Origin of the sequence: Arenibacter lacus, from assembly GCF_008711145.1 — a bacterium.
Taxonomy (GTDB): Bacteria; Bacteroidota; Bacteroidia; order Flavobacteriales; family Flavobacteriaceae; genus Arenibacter; species Arenibacter amylolyticus.
In genome coordinates this window covers 20,640-45,272 of sequence record NZ_VVIN01000009.1, presented here as the reverse complement: position 1 = coordinate 45,272, position 24,633 = coordinate 20,640, and the positions used below count along the sequence as shown (strand labels likewise).

Annotated in this window: 10 protein-coding genes; all 10 read left to right on the top strand. The window is 43.6% G+C overall.

The window, feature by feature from the left end; all coding sequences use genetic code 11:
* The first annotated feature begins 7 nt into the window (after positions 1-7).
* On the top strand, positions 8-4,723 hold the full coding sequence (locus tag F1E73_RS04970; RefSeq protein ID WP_150451281.1) for a hypothetical protein: 4,716 nt from the start codon (positions 8-10) through the stop codon (positions 4,721-4,723).
* 11 nt (positions 4,724-4,734) lie between these two features.
* Positions 4,735-8,478, top strand: a complete 3,744-nt coding sequence (locus F1E73_RS04965) for a peptidase associated/transthyretin-like domain-containing protein (protein ID WP_150451280.1) — start codon at positions 4,735-4,737, stop codon at positions 8,476-8,478.
* A gap of 3 nt (positions 8,479-8,481) precedes the next feature.
* On the top strand, positions 8,482-9,942 hold the full coding sequence (locus tag F1E73_RS04960; RefSeq protein ID WP_150451279.1) for a contractile injection system tape measure protein: 1,461 nt from the start codon (positions 8,482-8,484) through the stop codon (positions 9,940-9,942).
* Positions 9,909-11,288 carry an ATP-binding protein gene (locus F1E73_RS04955; RefSeq protein ID WP_223883358.1) on the top strand — a complete coding sequence of 460 codons (1,380 nt, stop codon included), beginning with the start codon at positions 9,909-9,911 and terminating at the stop codon, positions 11,286-11,288. Before F1E73_RS04960 ends, F1E73_RS04955 begins: the two co-directional genes overlap by 34 nt.
* Positions 11,289-11,310: 22 nt before the next feature.
* The gene (locus tag F1E73_RS04950; RefSeq protein WP_150451278.1) at positions 11,311-12,357 is read left to right on the top strand and encodes an eCIS core domain-containing protein; all 1,047 of its coding nucleotides are present in this window, start codon (positions 11,311-11,313) and stop codon (positions 12,355-12,357) included.
* Positions 12,358-12,699: 342 nt separating this feature from the next.
* Positions 12,700-16,158, top strand: coding sequence for an eCIS core domain-containing protein (locus tag F1E73_RS04945; RefSeq protein ID WP_223883357.1), 3,459 nt, complete (start codon positions 12,700-12,702; stop codon positions 16,156-16,158).
* A 293-nt stretch (positions 16,159-16,451) separates the two neighbouring features.
* Positions 16,452-17,957: a toll/interleukin-1 receptor domain-containing protein gene (locus F1E73_RS04940; protein ID WP_150451277.1), complete on the top strand. Its 1,506-nt coding sequence runs from the start codon at positions 16,452-16,454 to the stop codon at positions 17,955-17,957.
* Positions 17,954-20,077 (top strand): nSTAND1 domain-containing NTPase, encoded by a 2,124-nt coding sequence (locus F1E73_RS04935; protein ID WP_150451276.1) that lies wholly within the window; start codon positions 17,954-17,956, stop codon positions 20,075-20,077. Before F1E73_RS04940 ends, F1E73_RS04935 begins: the two co-directional genes overlap by 4 nt.
* Before the next feature lie 211 nt (positions 20,078-20,288).
* Entirely contained in the window at positions 20,289-21,245 is a 957-nt protein-coding gene (locus F1E73_RS04930) for a uracil-DNA glycosylase family protein (protein ID WP_086476321.1), read from the top strand.
* Between the two features lie 3 nt (positions 21,246-21,248).
* Positions 21,249-24,581, top strand: coding sequence for a S41 family peptidase (locus F1E73_RS04925; RefSeq protein ID WP_150451275.1), 3,333 nt, complete (start codon positions 21,249-21,251; stop codon positions 24,579-24,581).
* Positions 24,582-24,633: the final 52 nt, after the last annotated feature.

Sequence of the window (24,633 nt, the reverse complement as noted above, 5' to 3'; positions counted from 1 at the left end):
TGCCACCATGAACGAATCCAAGACTATATCGAAGTTAGCACCGGCTTTAGAAAGCATGGATTACGAGTTGCTTCGAGAAATCGGAATTCGGCATATCCAGGAATTGGCGGGCAAGTTATGGACGGATTACAACACCCATGACCCCGGAATTACCATCCTGGAGGTACTCAGTTATGTGCTCACCGATGTCGGATATAGAATTAATTACGATATTAAGGACATCCTGGCCCAGAAATTGGGAAGTCCGGATGTTTACGATATAAAGAATTTCTATACGGCCGGTAGAATTCTGCCCGTTTGTCCTGTGACCTTTAATGATTTTAGGGAAATCATGATCGATGTGGAGGTGGTAGACAACAACGGATCCGATCCCCAATATTATGGGGTGAAAAATGCCTGGATCCATAAATCCCCGGATGCCGAACATGCCATTTATGTGAACAAAAAGAAGAGTGAACTTAGTCTGGCCCCCATCCCTAATGCGGCCATGCAGAAAAAGTTCTATGTGAAAACACTCTATGATGTTTTGCTGGAATTTGATAAAAACACGGATTATGGGGATCTAAACGAAAATACCATAGCAGGGGATTTTATACTCTATGAATTCCCTGCCCTTCCCATCTTGCAGGGAATGAAAGTTGCCGTCAGGATTTCTTTTCCTAGCTGGGACGACCCTGTGGATTGGACAGATTATAACGAGGTACGGAAGGCTGTGAGGAACGTGAGTTTAAAGTTCTTTCATATGGCCAATGGCTATGGTCTTACCTATGATCTGGCCCAAGATAAAAAAGTGGTCCTTTCCGTAGCCTCAAATTCCAAACCTATTCCGGCCGTGGATAACCTTATCACCCAACTGAACCATTTCCTATATGATCCTACCGCAGGTTTGATCGTAAAACACATGGAAAAGATGGCTTTGGTGCACAAGATCGTGGAGGAAGTCAAAATCAACCTACATCGAAACCGAAACCTTTGTGACGATTTTTTCCGGGTCAGTGCCCTAAAGGTAGAGGAAATCCTTCTCTGTGCAGATATCGAATTGGATAACCTGGCCGATGTGGAAGAAACCGAAGCCGCCATTTTTTACGCTATTTCAAATTTTCTTTCCCCCACCGTATATTTTTACACCCTTGAGGAAATGTTGAACAAATGTGCCATGGAAAACACCTATGGTATAACCGCGATATCACCCGGAGAAAATACGATTACCATCAATGCGGCACTTAAGGAAGACGTTGGCAAGGGCGATACGGTTTCCATTACCGGGGATGAGGTCCTTGCCGGGGAATTTACCGTAAATTGTATCAGGGAGAATCAATTGAATCCCGCCTTTACCGATATTCATATAGAAGAGGAAATAGCCTCTGACACCTTTTCGGAAGAAGCTGTACTATTTGTTGGTAAGCTTGATGAAAATCTATGTTTAACAGTCGATAAGATTTTCGAAGGCCCTAAACTAAGCCATGGATTTATTGATGCTAAGGAATTGGAGGCCGCGCAGCTGACCAAGGTAATCCACGTTTCGGATTTAATCCGTATTATCATGGATGTACAGGGTGTAAAGGCGGTACGGAATATACAGATCGCCAACAAACCACAGGACAATGATGACGGTATTGAGGAGAAAAGTGTAAAATGGTGTTTGGACCTGGCTTGGGAACACAATTACGTGCCCAGATTAAGTTTGGATAAATCCAAAATTACCTTCTACAAGGATCAACTGCCCTTTCTGGCCAATGATGAGGTGGTAGGCACCCTAATAAACAATTTGGAGGCGGCGGATAGGCCCCAAAAGATCCGGTACCCAAAAATGGATATCGATCCCCCCTTGGGAGCGTTTAAGGATATTGAAAACTACGTTTCCCTGCAGGAAGAATTTCCCGATATCTATGGGGTGGGAAGCTCGGGCATTCCCAATCTATCGTCCTTAAAGGGACTTAAGAAGAGCGAGCGATTGGGAAAGGTAAAGCAGCTAAAGGCATTTTTAACTTTTTTTGATCAGTTGATCGCCAATGAACTGGCACAACTAAATAGCGTAAAAGATCTTTTCTCAATGAATGGGGATAAAAATGCTTTTGGGGAGTACAAAATTGACCGTACCTATTTCTCAAAACCTCTTCATGAAGTTATCCCCAATGCATCAACTTTATATATGGATGCTGCCGGGCATTCGGAAACCCTGAAGGGAATGGTAGAAAGTGAGGAGCTGTACATTAAAAGGCGGAACAAGTTTTTGGATCATTTATTGGGAAGATTTGCGGAGACCTTTACGGATTATGCCATCTTGGTGCATAAAGTAAATAAAGAGACTGCCGGCTTGGACCTCATAGAGGACAAATTACAGTTTCTAGATCGCTACCCCGCCATCAGTGCCGAAAGGGGAAAAGGTTTTAATTACCTACAACCCTTTTACCAATGGCATATAGGCAACATCTCCGGAGTAGAGCAGAGGGCCTCCTTTTTATTGGGAATTCAGGAAAAGGAATTGGCAACCCTTAATTTCGGTCCCAATTTCTCCATAAATACTAGCTGGGGCTACTCCATTACCGATGATGCTGCGGTTCCGCTATTGGTACAAAAGGATAGTTTGGAAAATGAAACAGCGGTGAAGGAATTGATGGAAGGCCTTATTATGGTGGGGCTTTATCGGGAAAATTATACCATTTTGCCAGCCGAAGGCGGTAAGTTTTTCTTTCAACTGAATGGCGAGGATGGGGTGTTGGGAATTAGTGCCAAAAACGACTATAATTCGGACACGGCCGAAGGAGATGCAGATACTGCCATTACCCAGCTTATGGCAATTTTAAAAAAGGAGTATTTTGAAAATTACGAAGCCAATAGAAAAAATCTAGGCTGTCCCACTAACAACTACTTCACCTATTCCCTTACGGCAGACACGAGCCCTGTGGCTCCCAATTTACCCACTTATTCCCTGGATTATGTGCTGTATTCCAAGGCGTTTAATTTCTCAAATCCCTTCGAAATACTGCATGGGAAGATTACCGAGGAGGTAGTCTTGGAAGAAACGGAAACCTTGCCGCTCACCGAGGAACAGGTTTTAAAAAAGGGAGGTGAAAGGATTGCCAAATTGTTGTGGGAGGTGGTGCATAACGCTTTGGATAGGGAACGTTACGTGCTGGATGCGGCCCTATCCCCCTATCGTTTTCAACTATATAGTAAGAAGGGAATACTTTTAGGGGCCAGTTCTGAAAAGGATTTTAATTCCCTTTTGGCAGACCAAATTAAAAATAGCACTGATCCCAAGCTTCAAATTTTAGGTTCTACTTCCAACGATGGTCTATACACCATAATGGATACGAATGCCATAGGTCCAAATTTGGAGATTGAGTTGGCCGAAGCACTACCTTCACCCATATTTGACGGGGAAGCCATCTGGGAAGAAGCCTTTGGACTTCAGGAAGTGAATAGTGAGGAAAGGTATGTGAAGGCCGATGCAGATATTGGCGCCAATTTTATGGTGGGCGATCTTTTTGAGATTAGGGGTTCCCAAAAAAACGATGGCGTCTATACCATACGGGAAATATCCAATGAAGGTGGCAAAACAATTTTGGGGTTTTGGGAACCTATTTTTTCCGAGGTGCCGGACGGCGAAATAATAGATACCCATGTGTTTACCATGGTGGGAATAAGCGGGAACACGGTAACAGTGGTAGGTGGAGAGGATGAAAAGGCCATCGGGAAACTAATTGGCTTTATAAAGGAACGATTCTTTAATAAGGAGGGAATGCATTTGATAGAGCATACATTGCTCCGTCCCCGAATTAATGAGGAGTTGTTTCTTCCGTTGGAATCTAGGCAATTGGTTTCCCTGGGAAGTAGTACGGCCCAACTGATTTTTCCCAAAAGAAGCGATATTGTTAAGGTAGATTCCAGTAACAATACCCTGATGGTTTCCGATAATCTAAAGGCCGAAATTGTTGGGCAATCCATTTATATAGAAAATGGTCCTTACGATGGAATGGAACTCGGTATTGTCAAAATTACCACACAAGGAGGTAAATCCAAGTTAAAGGTCAAGGAAGATTTAAAGTTCGATTTGCCAAAACTTCCCTTCCAAAATGGTACGGTACGTTACTCGGTCCAGACAGCGATTACCAAGATAAAACCCATCACCAAAAGAATAACTGTTGGCGACGCCTCGGCAATGGCACTCATAGAAGGGGATAGGGTACGTATTGAAAACCCGGGGAATGACGAAAATGAGGGGCAATACACTGTCGGGATGGTAGAGGAGAATGGATCGGAATTGGACATTACCCTAGTTTCAAAACTGCAATGGGTAATAGACGATCTGCTGCCCATCCATTTGGATCAAGACTGCGAAGCCTGCCAAATTAAGGATGTATATTCCTGTATAGCCACCGTGATTCTTCCCTATTGGGCCGATAGGTTTATAGATCTGGACTTTAGAAAATTTGTAGAAAAGACCCTCCGGTTGGAAACCCCGGCACATATACTACTCAATGTCTGTTGGGTGAATTGTGAACAAATGGAGGCTTTGGAACACGCCTATAAATCTTGGCTCCTAGAGATCAATAGGCCCGTTGGGAGCAAGTCCGATCTTTCCGTAGCGTTAAACAATTTTATAAAGGCACTAAGTAAGAGCAGAAATATTTATCCCACCGGGACCTTACACAGTTGTGACGAGGAAGAATCGCTGGAAGGTGCCATCATTCTGAATAATTCCGTTTTAGGAACCTAAAAAAATAAGTCATGAGCACACTAATAAACAATTATCCCATTTTTGAAGATAACCAGGTACTTACCAGTGGGCAGCTCAATCAGCTACATAAATATCTGGATCAACAGACCAGGTTAACCCGCTCTTGCCTTATTGGGATGGGGATCGCCTGTGGTTTAGAATTGGAAGTAACTACCGGACAAAACACAAACGTGGTAATTCATGAAGGAATCGGCATTAGTTCGGAAGGCTTTTTAATTAAGTTATGCCCGGAGAGCGGGGCGTGTACCACGGTGCAATACCGAGCGTATAATTTGCCGGAAGGGGTGGTCTATACCCCTTTTCAGGATGCAATATTTCAACAGGATGTTGCGCTTTACGAACTGCTTACCGAGGAGGTGGAAGTGGATGAAGACGAGCAGCTTATTTCCCTGACTAAAAATTTTCTCAATGATAAGGTAGCTGTGTTGTTCCTGGAATGTTTGGACAATGATCTTAAATCCTGTCTGGGGAAGAGCTGTGATGAATTGGGAATTGACCGCATTTTTAACCTTAGAAAACTACTCATCAGTGTAGACGATCTAAACAAGGTCAATAGTAGGACCAACGGAGGTAGACAGGACGACCTGTTTCTAAAAAAAGATGATTTAAGGGACCTTGGTCTACCTAGGGTATTGTTTGATGATTTGGAAACCAAACATTATTTCCCTTTTGCCTTTGCCTATGTAGAAACAATGATTAAAGGGTTTACCCCCTTAAAGGCCCTATTAAATGCTACTTATACGGTTTACGAGCCAATCCTAAACAAGAGTTATGGAGAGAACCCTTTCTCTTCCTCAATCATCGAAAATACCTTTAAACAATTGGAAGCGTATTTGGCAGGTGGTCTCACTCAACCTAGCTGGTGGGGGGTACAATATGTCTATGATTTTTATAAAGATCTCATCCTGGCCTATGAGGAATTTAGGGAAACTGCCTACGCTTTAATGCTCCAGTGCTGCCCGGACATGAATAGGTTTCCAAGACACCTGATGTTGGGAAAAGTGATAAATCAGCAACCTGCCAAATGTGAAGTAGATGCGTACAGACATCGCTTTACCCAGCCACCTATTTTTAACCTACATGGACAACTTCTGGATAAGACCATATCCCTACATAAAAGAATAGTATTACTATTGGAAAAATTTTCCTTTGAACGCCTTCAGAATATGGGTAAGGTGGAAGTTAAGGTAACCCCAAGCTGTGAGAAAAAATCGAGCTTGTCCATGCGCAGCATTCCGTTTTACTACGATTCCAAAAGTACTAGCAATTTTGAGGCCTTGGAAAACCTGGAAGTTGAATGGAACTTTGAAAGGAAACAACGTCAATGTCAATTGTGGGAAAAGGAAAGCGATGCACTAAACCTGTCCTATGACAATAATTCAATGGCTCCGGAGGGAAAGACTCCCCTTACTACGCCCTTGCATTTTGATTTGGACCAATTAAATTTCCTTCGTTTGGAAGGAATCCATGGCAGGGGAATCCAGGAAACAATGGCTGGACTCAACAAAATAAAAACGGAGTATAACCTAAATTTCGATATTAAAACCATCTATTTTGGTGACGAATCCGTGGTCCATGAAAAATTATTGGGACTTCGGGACTGCCACTATAAGGATTTACAGCCACATTATGCCATTTGGCGTGGCAAGTTGCTCTATTTTTTAGGAAGTTTTTCGCGATTGATTTCAGGTTCACGCTTTCTTCAGCGTAAGAATAAGACCAAAAACGACAGTAATATAATGTCTGAGAAAGACACCTCCGAATTATATGAAGAACTTAACAAGGTACGTGGTGTTAATTTAGGTTTGGACAACAATAATTGGTACCGTGCAATGGATGAAGTTCACTATAAGACCAAGGAGGCCAATAGGGCCGAATGGATTAAAAGGGAGAAAGAGGCTCCAGGTGGGACTACTGCCGGGGTAAATAGTGTAACTGTAGATAGTCTTCATGCACAAATCGACGCGTGTTTAATAGCCATACGCAATCGTACTCCGGAAAGCTTTGAGGCCTTTAATATGACGGCGTGGTTGGAAGCCTATAAATGTCCGCTGGACCTATTTACCAACTTTCTAAAGTTGAAAGCGGGTGAAATTCCCAACAATGGTAATCTAACAAAAGTACACGTGGTCCTAAGATTGATAGCAGCAGTTCAGGAGTTGATGAGGAATCTTTTTATTTATCCTTATATCGATATTCGCGTACTTCACAATACCCTAGTCAATAGAATTTCTGCATATCATCAACAGCATAGTTTCGGGGAGTTTTTAAAACATCACCCAGGGTTGGAACACAAGGCCGGGGTAGCACAGGGACAAACCTTTGTGTTGTTATATCAAGACGGATTTTCGGATAGATTTCGGGCAGAAATGAAGGGGGTATTGGAAAAATGGACAAAGGAAATCAAAACTGATAAACTGGATATAGATGCCTTTTTTAAATTAAACGAAGAAGGTGCCGGGAGAGTTCTTGCCGATTTCACGCTGCCTTATCAATGTTGCGATCCCTGTACATCGGTGGGGGTAGTGACAGCTCATTTAGATCCGTTGGCGGTTCCTATCAATGAAATAGTCCCAACAAGGATAAACAATAACAAGGAGGCTCCTATTCAATACGAAGTAGTGGAAGAACACATGCTCCATTCTATGTGCGAACCGGAACGATATCGAATTAAGTTGAGCGGCAACAATGGGAAGTATGGGGAGGCCAAATTGAATGTGAGGCCCCATCCTTTTGATCCGCATAAGGAAATACAAACCTTTATTTACAGTGTAGATGAAAAAAAAGTTTTGGCGGCTTCCGGAAATAATACCAGTGCCTATCTCATAGAAGATTTTCCCTATACCATAGAAAAGGTGGGGAATACGGAGTTAAGGGATTTGGACTCCTCCAACATCACTATTATTATTCCCATCATTCCCAAAGGGGATATCACCATTGGTATAAAAGGCTTTGTATTCTATAAGGATGAAAAAGGCAGGCAAATCTCTATAGAGAACGCCGATGTATGGACCTCCATGGGAGGTAAGGATATTGGAGCCAAAACCGATAGCAAGGGGATGTATAGGCTCACCGATGAGGCCATGGTAAACGGGACTTATGAACTTCTAGTGGCGGCCAACGGATTTCACAGGGTGAAAATTTCCAAGGTGGTGGTAAAAAATGAGATGACCACCCAGGATGTAGAATTGATTCCAGGTACCAAATTAAAAGGGGGGCTTAAGGAGTTAATCAATAATATAGGGTTTGTAGAAGATTCAAGAGAGGCCATTCTCCTAGCCGATGAATATAAGAGAAGTGGAAAATTATATCGCGAAATAATGGAGAAGGCTATTGCCAAGGAAAGGGAAAATATAAAGACCCTAGTAGCCGTAGAAAAGGTGATTACTACATTTAATGAGGAAGCGGAAATAAGCACCGAGGAACTTAACAAGACCTATCTGAAGAATCGGGATCTTCTTCTTAAGGAAATGAACACTACAACGGATAAAACGACAAAAACCAACAGGGCCAATTCCCTAAAAGTCCTTACCAATAGTTATATGGATCGCTTAATTATCAACGAGGGGAAAAATATCAGTGCCGAGAGTGAAAAAACCCTGAGCAACACGGCCAAGGCATTAAAAAAGGCCGGGGTTAATATGGAGGGTGAAATGAAAGAGTGGTCTAAGAGCAAGTCGGGGGTACTAGGGAAGGAAATAGTAGCGAACATTACGAAAAACTTTAAAGTATAAAAATTGTCCTATGTAGATAAACATAGTATCAAACAACAAGTCTTGGACATCAACATCGCAAATGTGGATGACCAAGAGGAGGTTGCTATGGCAATTTCCAAGGTGTATAAGGAAAGCATAGAGGCTATTCTTTCCGATATCTGTGAAAATCTGATACTCGATAATGAGGTAGTTCGGATAGATACCATGACCATAGATATTGGGCATTTGGCATTTAATCGGCTGGAATCGGAATTTCCGAAAGCGGTGAAAAAAGCATTGAAGGAAAAACTCTTTCATCAGATTAGGGATAAAAAAGTTTCTCCCGTACCCTCCAAAATGGCCGTTCGGCAAAAGGTGAAAAACACCTTGCTCTATTATTTGAATACGGGCCAACTCCCTTGGTACTACGAAGGGGACCTGCCAAAACTGCAATCGGATTTCTCTTCCAAAGAGTTGGTCGCCATGCCCCAATTGCTCAGGATTTTAGGGCATGTAGAGGCCCGAAAACGAGCGGTCCGGTTTTTTTCGGAAAAGCAAATGTCGGACTTCCTTTTTAAATATTATCCCATGTCTAAAAAAGCAGTTTTGGACGAGCTTCCGCTGTTTAAAGGTTGTTTAAGCAAGTTGGGGAGGCCAATGCCCTTAGCGAATACTTTAATAGCCAAAACAGCAAAGGGCTTATTAGACGACCTAAAAACGGATGGGGTAGTCCGGATGTGGGTTATGGAACAACTTCTTGAGCAGCTTGTGTACCAATCAGATGCGTCTAGGGTGCGGCTAATCCAGCTACTGCCAACAACCTATCGAAAATCGGTTGTAGCGCTGCTTAAATCGGTAGATTGGAAGCGGGGAGACCTGTTTTCCAGGGAGGAGCGGCAATTAATGGAAAGCTTGGTCGCCCCGCACCAATCAAGATCCCAAACAGCTACTAGGGGAAGACAGGTGAGAAAAAGGATGGTGACTCCCAGGGAATTGCCGATGGAAAATGGAATAGTCATCAATAACGCAGGTCTAATATTGGTTTGGCCTTATTTGGAAGCTTTCTTTACCGGATTAGGTCTTATGAAAGAGCAATTATTCCAGGATGAAAAGGCGTTTACCAAAGCCATCCATCTATTGCATTTCATGGTCTTTGGATCGGAAGGAGGAGACGAAACCCACTGGTTGTTGAATAAAATACTATGTGGGGTAGGGCCTACAGATTTTATTTCGGACCGCTTTGGTTTGACCAAAGGGGAAAAACAAGAATGTGAGCATCTATTGCGGGCCCTTATTGCTAATTGGCCGGCCTTAAAAAATACAGGTCCGGATAGTTTAAGACAGACTTTCCTACAACGGGATGGCCTTTTGACGCCCAAGGAGAATGGCTGGTTGATAAAAGTCGAGAGAAAGGGCTTTGATGTATTGTTAGACCGATTGACGTGGCCAATTTCGGTAGTAAAATTGCCATGGAACCAATATATAATAAACGTGGAATGGTAACCGACAAGATTAGAATAAACGCAGCGGATATTGGCATGGAGCTACAATGGTTAAAGCAGATCCTTAAAACAAGGTCGGACTTAAATGCCAATGAAGCAACCGAGTACAGGGATGTTATGGAGATTGCACCCCCTAATATTTCCGAGGGGACCTCGGGCTACGCCCAATTGGTTCAGGAGAATGGATTTGGATTTGTGGAAAGATTTATCCTAATCCTCGCTGCCGTCCCTTATATAAAACCGGAATTATTGGATGTGTTTATTCAAAAAAACAAGACTACCAATCAATTGTACACCGAGTTTGGCGGGAAGGTAAGCGATTCCCATTCGGGATTCCTGCCTACTGGGGAAACGGTAATGTTTATTTTGGCCGCCAATGATCTGGAAAGGCGCTTTGCCTTGCTAAAACCCTTTGAAGGCGATCATGTGTTTGCAAAGAAACAGCTGATATGGTTATCCGAAGTTTCGGGCAATACCAGTTTCCTTAACGGGCAGATATGCCTTTCCCAGGAAGTGCTGGATAGGATAACTACCGGGGAAGTGAAAAAACCAACCTTTAGTAGTGACTTCCCTGCTAGACGCCTGGAAACCAGGATGGAATGGAAAGACCTTATCTTGGAACAAAGCACCCAGAACCAACTCAAGGAAATAGAGGTATGGTTAAAACACCATCGGCAATTGATGGTAGATTGGAAAATGGCGAACATACTAAAGCCAGGGTATAAGACCTTGTTTCATGGCCCTCCGGGAACTGGGAAATCCTTAACGGCCAGTCTTCTTGGAAAAAAACTAGGACTGGATGTCTATCGGATAGACCTCTCCCAAACGGTCTCGAAATACATTGGAGAGACCGAAAAGAATTTGGCCAAGGTCTTTGACAAAGCGGAGAGCAAAGACTGGATTCTGTTCTTTGATGAGGCCGATGCCCTCTTTGGAAGCCGAACAGCCACTAAAGATGCCCATGACCGGTATGCCAACCAGCAGGTATCTTATTTATTGCAGCGTATTGAGGAATACAACGGACTGGTGATCTTGGCATCCAATCTTAAAAGCAATATTGATGATGCGTTTTTAAGGCGTTTCCAGACCGTGATCAGATTTCCAATCCCCTCGGCCAAGGAACGCTATAATTTATGGCAAATGGCATTTTCCGATACCTGTCAATTGGAGAAAAGCATAAATCTTTATCAAATCGCGAACGATTATGAACTGGCGGGGGGCTCCATTGTTAATGCCGTACAGTACGCCTCTTTAATGGCATTGGATAGGAAGGGAACGGAAATATTTATGGCAGATATCGTTCAAGGGGTGAAACGGGAATACCATAAGAATGGGAGGACTATTTAGTAATAATTAAAAGAAGGTAGTTATGGGATACGGGACATATTTAACAAAGCATAGGCCCGGGATAGTACAGCGAAAATTGACTGTCGGTCAGCCTGGGGACAAGTACGAACAAGAGGCAGATGCAATGGCGGATAAGGTAATGCGAATGCCGCAATCTGATGCCCCTATTCAGCGAAAATGTGAAGAATGCGAGGAAGAACAAGTGCAAATGAACCCTTTGGCGAGCTCAATTACGCCAGTCATTCAAATGGTCCCAACGGAGGAAGAGCAGCCAAAGGTACAGGCGAAATCGGAGAGGGATATTTTGAATACCACCGCCGCCTTGTCTACTAAATTGAACCAAACAAAAGGTGGAGGTTCCGCACTTCCGGAGGCTACAAATCAGCAGATGAGCAATTCATTTGGTTCTGATTTTAGCGAAGTTCGCATACATACGGATTCAAACGCCATTCAGATGAATCGATCTTTAGGAGCTAGGGCTTTTACGCATGGAAATGATATTTACTTTAATGAAGGCCATTATAATACCACATCTACATCGGGAAAGCATTTGTTGGCGCATGAATTAACGCATACTATTCAGCAATCCAAGACACCCACCATACAACGATGGTTCAAAGGAACCGAAAGGGCCCCGGTCCCCAGTGGAACTACAAATCATGTGGGATCTATTGGCAGCGCACAGTGGCTACAAGGTCATAGAAATGCGGGTAATCCACTTTCCGAGGGCATTAGTTTTGTTTTCGTGGGCAGTTCTCTCTCTTCCGAAACTACCACCGACATAGCAACCAGATGTAACCTACAAGCTAGCTTTGAGGATAGAATTATTTGTCTGCACAATGAGGTGCATAGCGCAGTCTTGGCTCTAGAAGGTAGGGATGGGGATCTTACGGACGGGGATTATGTATGTAGAAATTATGCCTCATCAGTTCATGATGTGTCTCAGCAAATGGGCTTATCCCCAGACTGGGAGACCAGCACCACACATGCTTGGGTAGAGTTTACCGGGAACGGTAGGCAGTATGTAGTGGACGCCTATAACGAAATTCTATTTTCCTACCCAAGATAGATCTTAACCCTATTAATAAATAGATGGGAGCAAGTAATAACCGTAAGATTGAAAAATTTTAATGCATTGATAAACAGACTGGTGCCTAGAGTGTCGAAAATCTGGAAATTTGGGTGAAAAGTGTAACGCCAAATGGAATACGAGCTGCTATTTCTTAACCCAAACCTCAATGATCTTTTTAAAGACGGGGTAATAATGGGAGATGGGATAATGGGGAAACCTAGGTCAATGGCCACAGCAAGTAGATTTCTAAAAAAAAAATAAGGAATAGGACATGTTCAATCGCAAAACACCGATGTCCCATAATCTATTTTCACTGTATACCAATAAAAAATAAATGAAGTGCAAGTTTCACAACATAAACATACCACTCAATCCAGATCTCAAACACATCCAAAAGTGTTTGTAGCCCCTACGCCAGTTGTTCAAAAAAAGTTAGCGATCGGGGAAGCTGAGGATAGGTATGAACAGGAAGCCGAAACCGTTGCCGATGGGGTGATGAGGATGCCTGCATCCCAAATTGCACCCCTACAGCGAAGATGCGAAACCTGTGGGGAAGAGGAAGAATTACGGATGAAACCGATAAGTCCAACTATCGCCCCGATTTTCCAGAAACAGGAAGAGGAGAAATTGAGGATGAAACCACTAGCAACAATCAATACTCCCATTATTCAAAAACAAATGAAGGCAGAAAGTACTTTGCATATGGAGTGTACGTCTGCAGATACTATAATTCAAAAAGAAGATGGGCCTACCGGTACAGAGTCTCTAACCCCCAATACAGAAGTATCAGTTTCCGCTGCCGATACGTTGCCGAACCTCAGCCTACAGCTTCCTTCGCCGTTGATCCTCCGTGCAAATGGTGTTATGTACACTTCCCCAACCTTCCTTGTTCAGGGACCTAATGGGAGCATTGTAGATTTGGCGCCCTACACGGGTAATGGGTTGGTGGACTTTCCGTTGGCTGCTTTAGAGTCCTTGGGTATTCCTATTCTAAGTTACTTTCAGTTCCATCTGGGACGTGCAAGGCAATATTTGGGACAACATTTTGATAGTGCATACGGACTTAGCGGAGGTACCTCTTTTATCCGAAATGCATTGCACTACGGTTATATTACTGCCGATGATGTCACCCTATTCGGGGCTCCCAGTAGTTTTCACTTTGAGCACTATCAAGGCATTCCAAACCTGAACATTGTTGCCAATCCTATGGACATCGGTACAATGATCAATGTGAGTTACTTTAATTATCCGCTGGAAGAAGGTCAAAATAACCCAGCGGTATTGTTTACGATTACGGCTCCCTTTAACCAAAACCCTTTCGAGGCGTTTGTGAATCTGGGTGGTGCCATCGGTCATGCCTTAAGTGGTGACCTCTATAACCTGCCAAATGTCACCCATAGTTATCCCCGATTTCAAGGGGAACCCAATCGTGAAATAGGAACACCGACCACTACCACCCAAATAAGCCCCAAGGCTAATTCACAGTTAAACCCATCTATGGGTTTTGAATCAAAGTTTAACGCTAAAAAAGGAGGTGGACGATTCTTGCCTAACCCAACCCGCGAGTGGATGGAACATCGTATTGGTGCTGATTTCTCTAAAGTAAAAGTACATACGGACCAAAATGCTTTCCAAATGAGCCGTCAACTGAATGCCAGGGCCTTTACCAGTGGTTCCGATATTTATTTTAACCAAGGGCAGTATAATCCACAAAGTTCAGCGGGGAAACATTTGTTGGCGCATGAGTTGACCCATGTGGTGCAGCAGCAAAATCCGATACCAAAGGAACAACCCCCTTCCATTCAAAAAACGGAGGCTAGTCTACGGGCCGCGTTTGAAGATGAGCTGGACGATGTTTTTGTAAATATGGCAAATGTGTGGCCGGCCATTAGAAGTGAAAACAGTCAGACTGTCCGTGATGCGATTAAGAACGATCAAATTATGGAACGGAAGATCCGAAGAGAGGCGTCAGAAATGAAAATGTTAAAAACCTACCTGTTATTAACCTACCAGTTAGAAAGCAACTATCCGGTCCATTTTAGGGAAATCTTGGACGCCACCGATCGTTGGGGAACCCATGAGGCCAGAATAAACTCGGTATTAAGGGGTGTCACCCAGACTGAAAGGGAGGAGCTACAGGCAATGCCCGGGCTCATTGAGGTCCTGGAGGATGAATTGTCCGGGGACGAACTGGATACCTCCACCAGCTTACTTTATACCAATATTGACCCTGGGGATACAGGTAGTGATTCGGCCTCCGTCCAAGGCTATGCTATTTTGGAAAGTGGGGAACGAAAAGATTTAAATGTATCTGCCCGCTCAGGATTTAGGGGAAGGGATTTTGATAGGGTCGTAGTTATGGTAAGAGAGGCCGCCAGTCATGAAGGAGGTGCCCATGGAGTTAATATCCTGGAAGATATTGCCCTATGGGCCCTAATTGCGGAGGAATATGATCCGGAGGAAGTTTGGTATTTACGGATGGTTGCCAGGCACCAAGGGATAGAGAATTTCGTTACCATATCCGGGCAAGCTAATCCGTATTTAAAAAATATATGGAAGTATATAAAGGGTTGGGGAACCAAAGAGGAAGAACTCATAGCAGAATTGACCCTTATAAATGGTAATGCCCAAGCCAGAAATATTATTGTTGGGGATCCGTGGTTTGTTCATATGCTGGAGGAAGAATTGTCCGGTGAGGATCTGGATCTAGCAAGGACAGCCATTGGGATTCATGAGTTTACCCCCGCTACAAAACAAAAGGAACTGCTGAAGGCCATCAGGAAGGAAAACATGGTTGCCATCCGATCAATTCTTACCGATAATACCCTTAGTGCTACCCAGCTACGACGATTGGGGAGCGACCCAAAAATACTATCGGAAATGGGAGATGAACTAAGTGGTGTGGACCTTACCGAAACAGCTTTATTGTTAAAATATGGTAGTGCAGCCATGCCGGCCAACGTGGCCAGTCTCATCCAAAAATTTCGGGCTACGGAGATAAATGTCAGTGATATAGATGGTTTCCTTAGAGGGCTGAGTGCGGCTGATCAGAGGACAATCATTAATGAGCCCGGTGTTTATTTGTTGTTAATCAATTCTGGACTGTCTGGCAGTGATCGAAATTTGCTCCTTGCTGCGATTCGTTCCCACGATCCCTTATGGCAGACGGCTGGGGCCGAAGGTACGCATCGTACACGAAGTGCTTCAAGAATTCCGGTGACACTACCTGTACATTTTACCTCCAATGAGATTCGAATACCCTTAAGGTTCAATATTGATGATTCGGAACTTCCTTCCGATTATGAGTTTAACAATGCAACCCTGGAAGATTGGGTCCGAATTATAGATGAGAACTGGAACAACAGATTTGTACTTAAGAGTGGTAGCAAAAGGTTACGACTGGTATTTGCCAATTACATGGCCATTGGTCTATCGAGCCCTGACAAAACCATTGTTTTGGAAGATGATATAGGAAGGTCTGCGGTTTGGCGAAGGAGCGGAAGGATGAAAGTTTACTTGAGGGGTACCAACGGTGATGGCTTTGACGACTCTACCATGGCGCACGAATTTGGACATATCGTTGGCAATCCCGATGAATATAATTTAACTCCCGCAGACTATAGCAGGTTAACGGGCGAACCGGCCAGTGGTAGTAGAGGTGGTACCGATGTAGCAGGCATGATGGGAGACCACAGGGCCAGTACGGAACTCGATGATAGGCACGTAGAAGTGGTCAGGAGGATTGTAAACCTCGTAAGGGATACTACCGTTTACCCAACTCCTTTTACCATCGTATAACCTCTTGGAATCAATGGAGGTCACTGGAGGTTCTACCCTCGTCGTTTAGCGGAATAATTTAGACGTTTTAGCCTCATTTCGGCCTCTTTTTGCAAGATATTTCTTAAATTTAAGTCACATTAACCCAAGGATAAATAGTAAACTACCAATACTACCCCACCCAAGCTTTTGAGGTAGCCTTTACATACTGATATTTCCCCCGATTATGCATGCAACAATGTTAAAGAAATTGGACATGCCCTGGAAGTCGACTTCCAATATTATAGGGAACCAAAAAATTAAAGGAATACTGTATGGCGCTGACACCTGGTTTTGAATATGATATTTTTATAAGCTATGCCCATGTAGACAATGCAACATTCTCCGGGCAGGAAGAGGGCTGGATAAAATTGTTTTATGCCCATTTAAAACAGATGTTGGACAGGCGCTATGGCCGTATGGGTACGGTTAAGATTTGGTGGGACGACAAGAAACTGGACGGCACCAAACTTTTTGACGAGTCCATTAAAAACGGCATAACACAGTCGGCCATTTTTCTTGTGCTAAATTCTCCAGGTTATAAGCAATCCGATTATTGCCAACAAGAGCTGGAACTATTTCAGGAAAAGGTTCAAAACGATCCTTATGGGCTTCAGGTGGCAGACCGATCCCGAATCGTTCACGTATTGCTCAATAATATCCCCTACGAAGAGTGGCCAACCCCCTTGAGGGGAACTACCGGATTTAGCTTCCATGACGCTCGGGAGAAGGAAGATTTCGGAGACCTGTTGGAGACGGATTCCAAAAATTATATATCCCGAATGCAGGATCTAAGGGACGGGATATGGGAATTGATCAATGATTTAAGGAGGGAGCGGGAAGAACGGACTTCAAATCCTACAACGGTTACCGATGCCTTTACCATCTATATTGGAGAAGTACCCGATACGTTGCGCACTTCCCGTAAACGTATTATCTCCGAACTGGAAAAAAAGGGTTATGAGGTTATTACCGGAATTCCGCCTCCGGATGAGGTAAATGCACATCGAGAATCTACCGAGGAAGCCATAAAAAAATCGGATCTAACGGTCCATTTATTGGATCAATACCCAGGGAGGGAGATTATAGGTGCCCCCCAATTCTGGTATCCCCAGAAACAAGCAGAGATCGCACTCGGGTTGCAAAATCCGCAAATGATCTGGGTACCGTCGGAATTGGATTTCTCCTCTATCGAGGAATTGGAGTATCAACGTTTTTTAAGCGATTTGGAAGCAGGGAAAGGAATGTCCAAGGGCGTGGAGTTTATTCGTGGGCCCAAGAGCCTATTGGCAAAGCAGATTGCAGACCTTGCGGAACAGATTAAATTGATGGAAGTGGAGAATCCTTCCACCGAGGATAAGTTATCCGTGCTATTGGATACGCATTTAAACGACCAGAATTATGCTTTCGATTTGGGGAAAGCATTGCTGGAAAACAATATTCAGCCTTTTATAAATCCCCAGGAGGATGATCCGCGAAAAAATATTGAGATCTTGGGCAATAGGATCGGGCAGGTTAAGAAACTCATCTTTCTCTATGGCAAGGTATCCCGTGAGTGGGTTCTTGAACGTATGAGTGCGGCCCTTCAACTGATTATCACCCGTAATTATCCCATTGAGGATTTCCTAATTTATATGGCACCGCCACACAAGGAAGACAACGATCTGTGGATCAATCAAAAGTTTCTGAAAATTAACATAATTGACAATAGCAATCAACAGGTTTTAGATGGTTTGGCACTGGAAAAGTTTATAAAAGCATTAAAACCAACGGGAGTATGAAGGGAGATTCATTAAATCCATATGTAGGCCTGCGGCCCTTTGACGTGGATGAGAGTTTGCTGTTTTTTGGTCGTAATGACCAGGTCATGGAGTTGTTGCAGCAGTTGCATAGCTACCATTTCGTTGCGGTAGTAGGGAGTTCCGGTTGCGGTAAGTCGTCCCTATTACGAGCGGGAGTCATTCCTGCTCTAAAGGCAGGCTATTTAATACAGGGAAGCGATCAATGGTGTATCGGGATTATGCGTCCTGGGCAAGCCCCACTTTATAATCTGGTTAAGGTGTTGGTAGGGTGGACTGATGCCGAAAGGGATCTTCAGGAAATTCCCAGACTTTTAAGTGCAATGGAAGTGGATGGGATAAGTCCCTTACTCCAGTTTCTCAAAAATATAAAACAACAGCAGCATAAAAACTTCTTTCTTTTAATAGATCAATTTGAGGAATTGTTCCGCTTTACCAAGGTTCAGAAAAGTGCTGCCAACAAAGACGAAGCGAATGACTTCGTAAATATAATGCTGGAACTCTCCAAGCAGCAGGAAGTCCCCTTCTATGTGGTAATTACCATGCGGTCCGACTTTTTGGGGGATTGTACAAAGTTTTATGGGCTGCCCGAGGCCATGAACAAAAGCCTGTTTCTGGTACCCAAACTAAATCGGGTTCAATTAAAAATGGCCATAGAAGGACCGGCAAAATTATATGCTGGCAAACTCAATCCCGCCCTAGTCTCCAGGCTTCTGAATGATGTAGGCCAGTATGAAGATGAATTGCCCTTATTACAACATGCATTGATGCGTATTTGGGATCACGAACTGCAGGAGGACAAAAGTGGGGAATTGGATATGCGCGATTATGAATATATAGGGGGCATGCAGGAGGCATTGGCAAAACATGCAGACGAGGCCCTGGCCGGCATGGATAAGAGACAGTTCTCCATCGCTAAGGAAATTTTTCAGTCCCTGACGACCATCGATGAACATGGCCGTAAGACCAGACGCCCTGTCCTGCTCAGCCAACTGGTAGAACTCACCGGAGCCAAGCCAGAGGAGGTACTTCGGATAATCCAATTCTTTATAAAAGGGAAACGCTCCTTTCTTATTGTAAATGACGTAGCCGATACAAGGGATAAGGTGATAGATATCTCCCATGAAAGCCTGATTAGGGAATGGCAACGGTTGAATCGATGGATGGATGAAGAAGCAGAATCGGCAAAGATCTATCTGCGGTTGGTGGAAGCTGCCGAGCTGCACCAACAGGGAAAAAAGGACTTTCTTAGCGGGAGTGAGCTGGAACTGGCCCTTGAATGGAAAAATAAATTTAAACCTACCAAGGTATGGGCAAATCGTTATAAAGAAGGATTTGAGTTGGCCATGGAGTATCTCAAGGCTAGTGATGATCAAAACCTGGAAAATCTACGATTGGAGGAGGCAAGGTTAAAACAGGAACTAAGAAGTAAAAAAAGACTCCGCGCCTTATTCTATTGGATTGCAGCTTTGGTACTGATTTCTGCAGTAACCCTTTTTACGACCTTTAATTATAAAAAGTTAAAAGAAAAAAGTGAGGCAGCGGAAAAATCTGCGAACAAACTTGCTAATTTAAATGACAGTATTGCTAAGGTAGCTCTAAAGGAAAGGGATGAGGCAACGGCACAACTGGAAACCTTAAAAAGTGCCCAGGATTCCATTGAGAATATCATCGCGCAATCCGGGGCTGATAACGCTACTAAAAATAGGTTGACCCAAGTTTCCGCCAACCTAAATACCGCAATAAAGCAATCTGAACAGGACATTAGAAGAAAGGATTTACAGGTGAAAAGAACCAATGAGGCCAGTAATTCGGATACGATTTTGAAAACCCTGAAAACGCTTCAATCCGGGAACAGGGGGGAAATGACCCCCGAGGAATTGGGAGATGCCTTTTACTTTCTTACCAAGACCAAAATTACGGCTTGGACTCCAAGTTTAATTGCGGAAGCGGAAAAGACGGTTGCTGAAATACAAAAGGAAGTCCGAGCAAAGAAATATACCCTTGATTCGAAAGCGATTTCTCAAATGAAACTATTTATGGCACATTTTGCGGAAATCAAGGAGTATGGTAAAAAAGCCTATTCCAAAACAGCCAATTAATTCCTTCCTTGGAATTACCATCTATATCACCAAAGGGAATACTAAGTAGCTTAATCAACACCAACTAGCACCATTTATACACTCATAGGCACCAACTATGCAGTTGTACCCAATCTATTGAATCAAATTGACTAAATTGTTACTGCCGATGGCACTTTTCTCCCTGATAGTACTGTGATTCCCCCTGTTAGAATAGCTAAAATATAATCCTATGTCGTTTGCCTTGGATAAGCTTATCATAAAGGACCACTACCAGAAATCGATCCAAGAACTGGGAGAGCTGCCGGTTGCTGCTTTAAAAGGGGTGTCCCCTAAAGATGCGGCTCTTTTACAGGAGGCGTTTAATATTAAAACCATTAATGACCTAGGCGCCAATTCCTTTTTTCTTGCTGCCCAAGGTATACAACGTGCAGCAATGGACAATGAGTACGATCCAGGTCCACCGCCATTTTGGCTTCAAAAATTCTCCGAACTTTCCGATGACTATTATCTACACCATCCTTCCCAGCGTTTTAGAACGGCCTTCGGAGGGGTCTTGTATAGGGGAAGACTGGACAATACCGCTAGGGTGTTGATCATTGGTCAAGACCCATCAACCGACGAAGCGATTGCCAGAAGAGCATTCGTGGGATCGGCAGGACAACGGTTACAAAAATTTTTAAACAAGGTGGGCATCACCCGGTCGTATATCATTATAAACACATTTGCCTATAGCATTAAAGGGCAATTTGATACGGAAATGCGGAGAGTCTCCTTGGAACCTACGCTTAAAACATTTCGGGATGATTTGATAAATACCTTCATCAAAAAAAATCCCATCCAAGCAATTTTAACTTTTGGGGCAGGAGCCAAGCACGCCTTGAATCATTGGGAGAATTCCAAGAATATTACGGTTTTTAATTTGGTACATCCAACAGCTCCGGAGCAAACTACTCATCCCAGTTGGAATGACCAGTTAGCGCCTATTGCAGATTTTTTGACACCGGATGATGCTTCCGCATTGGATCTTAGCCCGTATTCCGGAAATTGGGACCAAACGCTGCATATGGCCGATATCCCTAGATATGATTTGCCCTACGGCCTTCCTTATTGGCATGGCACACATGGAACCAATAGCAAACGAGACCCCGCGGATAGGGTGAAGAATATAATTTGGCAATCCATCTAACCCATGCCCAACCATCCTATACATCCCAATTTTAATCTTAAGTATGCTCTAGAGGGCAGGATCGTTACTATGGATAAGGATAGCAGGGTTCTGGATAGGGGGAGGGTATTTGTGCAAAATGGGAACATAGTGGGCATTAGGAAAGTGAATGAAGGACTTCCCGACGGTTTCAAAAAAGCAGATGTCATTAAATCCGGAGGAACCATTTATCCGGGAATGATTGAGCTTCACAACCATCTTCCCTATAATATATTACCCTACTGGATAGCGGATAAACAGTATAGGAACCATTCCCAATGGAAGGGGATAAAAGGCTATCGTATTAATGTAACCGGTCCCATGCAAACCTTGGGCAAATCCCCCGGATTTCCGCAGGCAATTGTTAGATATGTGGAATGTAAATGTCTAGTGGGTGGGGTAACTACCTCACAGGGGATTACTTTGGCTAATTCTAGCCTTACTAAAAAGGTTTTCCATGGGGTTATCAGGAATGTAGAAGAAACCAATGAGGACGCCTTGCCGGAAGCGCTCACCAAAATTGCCGATGTTAGACCAGGGGGAGCCCAGGCATTTAAGGACTCCCTGTCCGAAATAAAGACCCGATTGTTGCATCTTGCGGAAGGAGTAGACGAAAGGGCAAGGTCCTTTTTTACCAACCTACGGATTTCCGATGGTCAATGGGCCATCACCCCAAAGGTAAACGGGATACATTGTGCCGGCTTAGAACCTGAAGATTTTAAGGTTTTAGGAGATCATGGAGGGTCCATGACCTGGTCCCCAATGAGTAATTTGGTGCTTTACGGTGGTACGGCCAATATTAAAGCGGCCAAGCGCAATGACATATTGATCGCTTTGGGATCCGATTGGTCGCCCAGCGGGAGTAAAAATCTATTGGAAGAGTTAAAAGTTGCCTATCTGGTAAGTCAATACGAATATGATGCGCCTGTTTTTTCTAATGAGGAATTGGTGTGTATGGTTACTTCCAATCCTGCCCGTATACTGGGATGGGAAGGAGCCTTAGGATCACTGGAAACGGGGAAAAAGGCAGATATGATTGTTGTTCATGGCTACAAAGGTGATCCGTATTACAAGTTAATTCAGGCTTCGGAAATAAGTCTTTTGGGAATTTTTATTAATGGAGTCCCTAGATGTGCCCAAAACAGAATTATAAAAAAATTTGATTTTGACCCCCTACATATAGAAAAATTTAAAATAGCGAATTCTACCAGATACCTCTACCTGAAGGAGTCGGACCCCGATAATATTCTCCAGGGCGTGGCTCTTCAAGCAGCCAAGGATAAAATAGCACGGGGTCTCAATAATTTAAATGAGCTGGCTGCCAACTTGGAGCAGGCCAATGGGAGTCCTTTATTGACTGCATCGGATAACCCCTTGAATACTGAATGGATTTTAGTAACCGATCATCATGAGGGTGCCGATGCGGATTTGGACGAGGCGCAATTGGAATGGGGAGGGGGCATCCCCTTCAGTGAAATTGCCAAACCGCTTCCCTTGGACAAGCTAACGGTAATGGAAGACGATGAGCATTTTAGAAGAATGGCCTACCATCCCTTACCGGCATATATAAGAAAGGAATTGCCGGATTTCTATGACCGGTCGTCTTTGTCCCTAATGCACAGCGATTATAATATAGAGGGACTGAAATTAATAAACTTGGAGGAACCCATTCCCTTGGAAACCTTCGAGAAAATGTCCAGTAATTTATCCGTGGGGGAGAAATTGTGCATTTTGGACCAGGTGAAACTTATCCTTGGAGAAGTATATGTGCATCAGGTACTTAAGAGGTCTATGTATGCCGTACATCCAATACACAGAATTGATTTAATGAAGCGCAACATTAAAAATGATGCCAAATATCATCCGGAGCGGTTAGAGGACGACTATAAGTTTCATCAGGAACTCCTACATATTTTCAGTTCCCTTAGAGACCTGCACACTAAATACATTCTTCCCAGACCGTATAAAAATAGGTTTGCTTTTTTGCCATTTCTTATTGAAGAATACTATCCCACTCCCTTCGATACTGAGCCTAAATATATCATCACCACTTATTTTAGGGATATCCTAATGGATAACCCGGATTATAAAACTGGACTGGAGGTATTGTACTGGAACAATATTCCAATAAAAAAGGCGATAGCGCTAAACTCCGAAAATCAATCGGGGAGTAATGAGGCAGCTAGGGATGCAAGGGGGTTGGATACGCTTACCATACGATCTTTGGGGACTTCCAGTCCGCCAGTTGAACATAGGGTCCAATTGGAATGTTTTGATCCCGAAACGGCTACATATTTGGAGCTCCAATTTGAATGGTTGGTTTCGTATCACCCGCCCCAATTTGATCTGGACAAACAGAAAAAAAACGCTACCATGTTGTCCTATGGTTTTGATTACGACACCTTGTCGGTTAATGGGTTAAAGGGAACCCTATATGGTGGGGCAACCAAAAATAGACCTCCCCAAAAAAAGAGTTCGTGGGCCCGTCCCAAGAACTACCCGGATTTAATGAAGGGGAAGGTTGTAAAAAAATCCTCGGAAGGTCTAAGTTTTGGGTATATCCGAATCTATAGTTTTGCCGCTTCCAATGCAGAAAAGTTTGTAGAAGATTTCATTTCCGTACTCAAAATTCTGGAGGAGGATCCTATAAACGGTCTCATATTGGATATTAGAGGGAATGGGGGCGGATTAATTACAGCCAGTGATCTTTTATTGGCACACCTAACGGAAGGGGCTATGGAATTTCAGTGCGCACAGTTTATTAATTCGGAACTGACGCTTCAACTTTGCGAGAAATATAGAGATAAGAATGATATCATTGATCTGTCGGATTGGATTCGTTCAATTAATCTTTCAAAAGTTACGGGAGACCGTTATTCCAGGGGATATCCAATTACGAAATTGGAAGGGGGGCAACGGTTGAAAAGTATTTTTCCCCAACCAAAGGTTTTAATTACCGATGCCCTTTGCTACAGTGCGGCCGATATGTTCGCTGCAGGCTTTCAAGACCATGGCCTAGGGAAGATTATAGGAATCCACTCCAATACTGGTGCAGGAGGGGCAAATGTCTGGAGTCATGAAATATTGCGGGGTCTTATGGCAGATCAAGTTCTAGACGGAATTCCTCTGAAACCAATGCCAAAAGGAGCTAATTTAAGTGTAGCCGTCCGTAGAATTCTTCGTAATAATGGGGAACCAATAGAAGATCTGGGCATTGTGCCAGACCTAAGGCATAAGATTACAAAAAATGACCTGCTTCATGGAAATGCAGATCTAATAGAAACGGCCATGGATACCCTTTCCAATATTGATTTCTAAATAAGTATAAGTGATTTATTGGTGTCAATGAAGCGACATCACCACTAAGGGG

What these genes read in the sequence shown, in the direction of transcription:
- F1E73_RS04970 (WP_150451281.1), top strand. Translation starts at nt 8, where the DNA reads ATGAACGAATCCAAGACTATATCGAAGTTAGCACCGGCTTTAGAAAGC.
- F1E73_RS04965 (WP_150451280.1), top strand. Translation starts at nt 4,735, where the DNA reads ATGAGCACACTAATAAACAATTATCCCATTTTTGAAGATAACCAGGTA.
- F1E73_RS04955 (WP_223883358.1), top strand. Translation starts at nt 9,909, where the DNA reads ATGGAACCAATATATAATAAACGTGGAATGGTAACCGACAAGATTAGA.
- F1E73_RS04950 (WP_150451278.1), top strand. Translation starts at nt 11,311, where the DNA reads ATGGGATACGGGACATATTTAACAAAGCATAGGCCCGGGATAGTACAG.
- F1E73_RS04940 (WP_150451277.1), top strand. Translation starts at nt 16,452, where the DNA reads ATGGCGCTGACACCTGGTTTTGAATATGATATTTTTATAAGCTATGCC.
- F1E73_RS04935 (WP_150451276.1), top strand. Translation starts at nt 17,954, where the DNA reads ATGAAGGGAGATTCATTAAATCCATATGTAGGCCTGCGGCCCTTTGAC.
- F1E73_RS04930 (WP_086476321.1), top strand. Translation starts at nt 20,289, where the DNA reads ATGTCGTTTGCCTTGGATAAGCTTATCATAAAGGACCACTACCAGAAA.
- F1E73_RS04925 (WP_150451275.1), top strand. Translation starts at nt 21,249, where the DNA reads ATGCCCAACCATCCTATACATCCCAATTTTAATCTTAAGTATGCTCTA.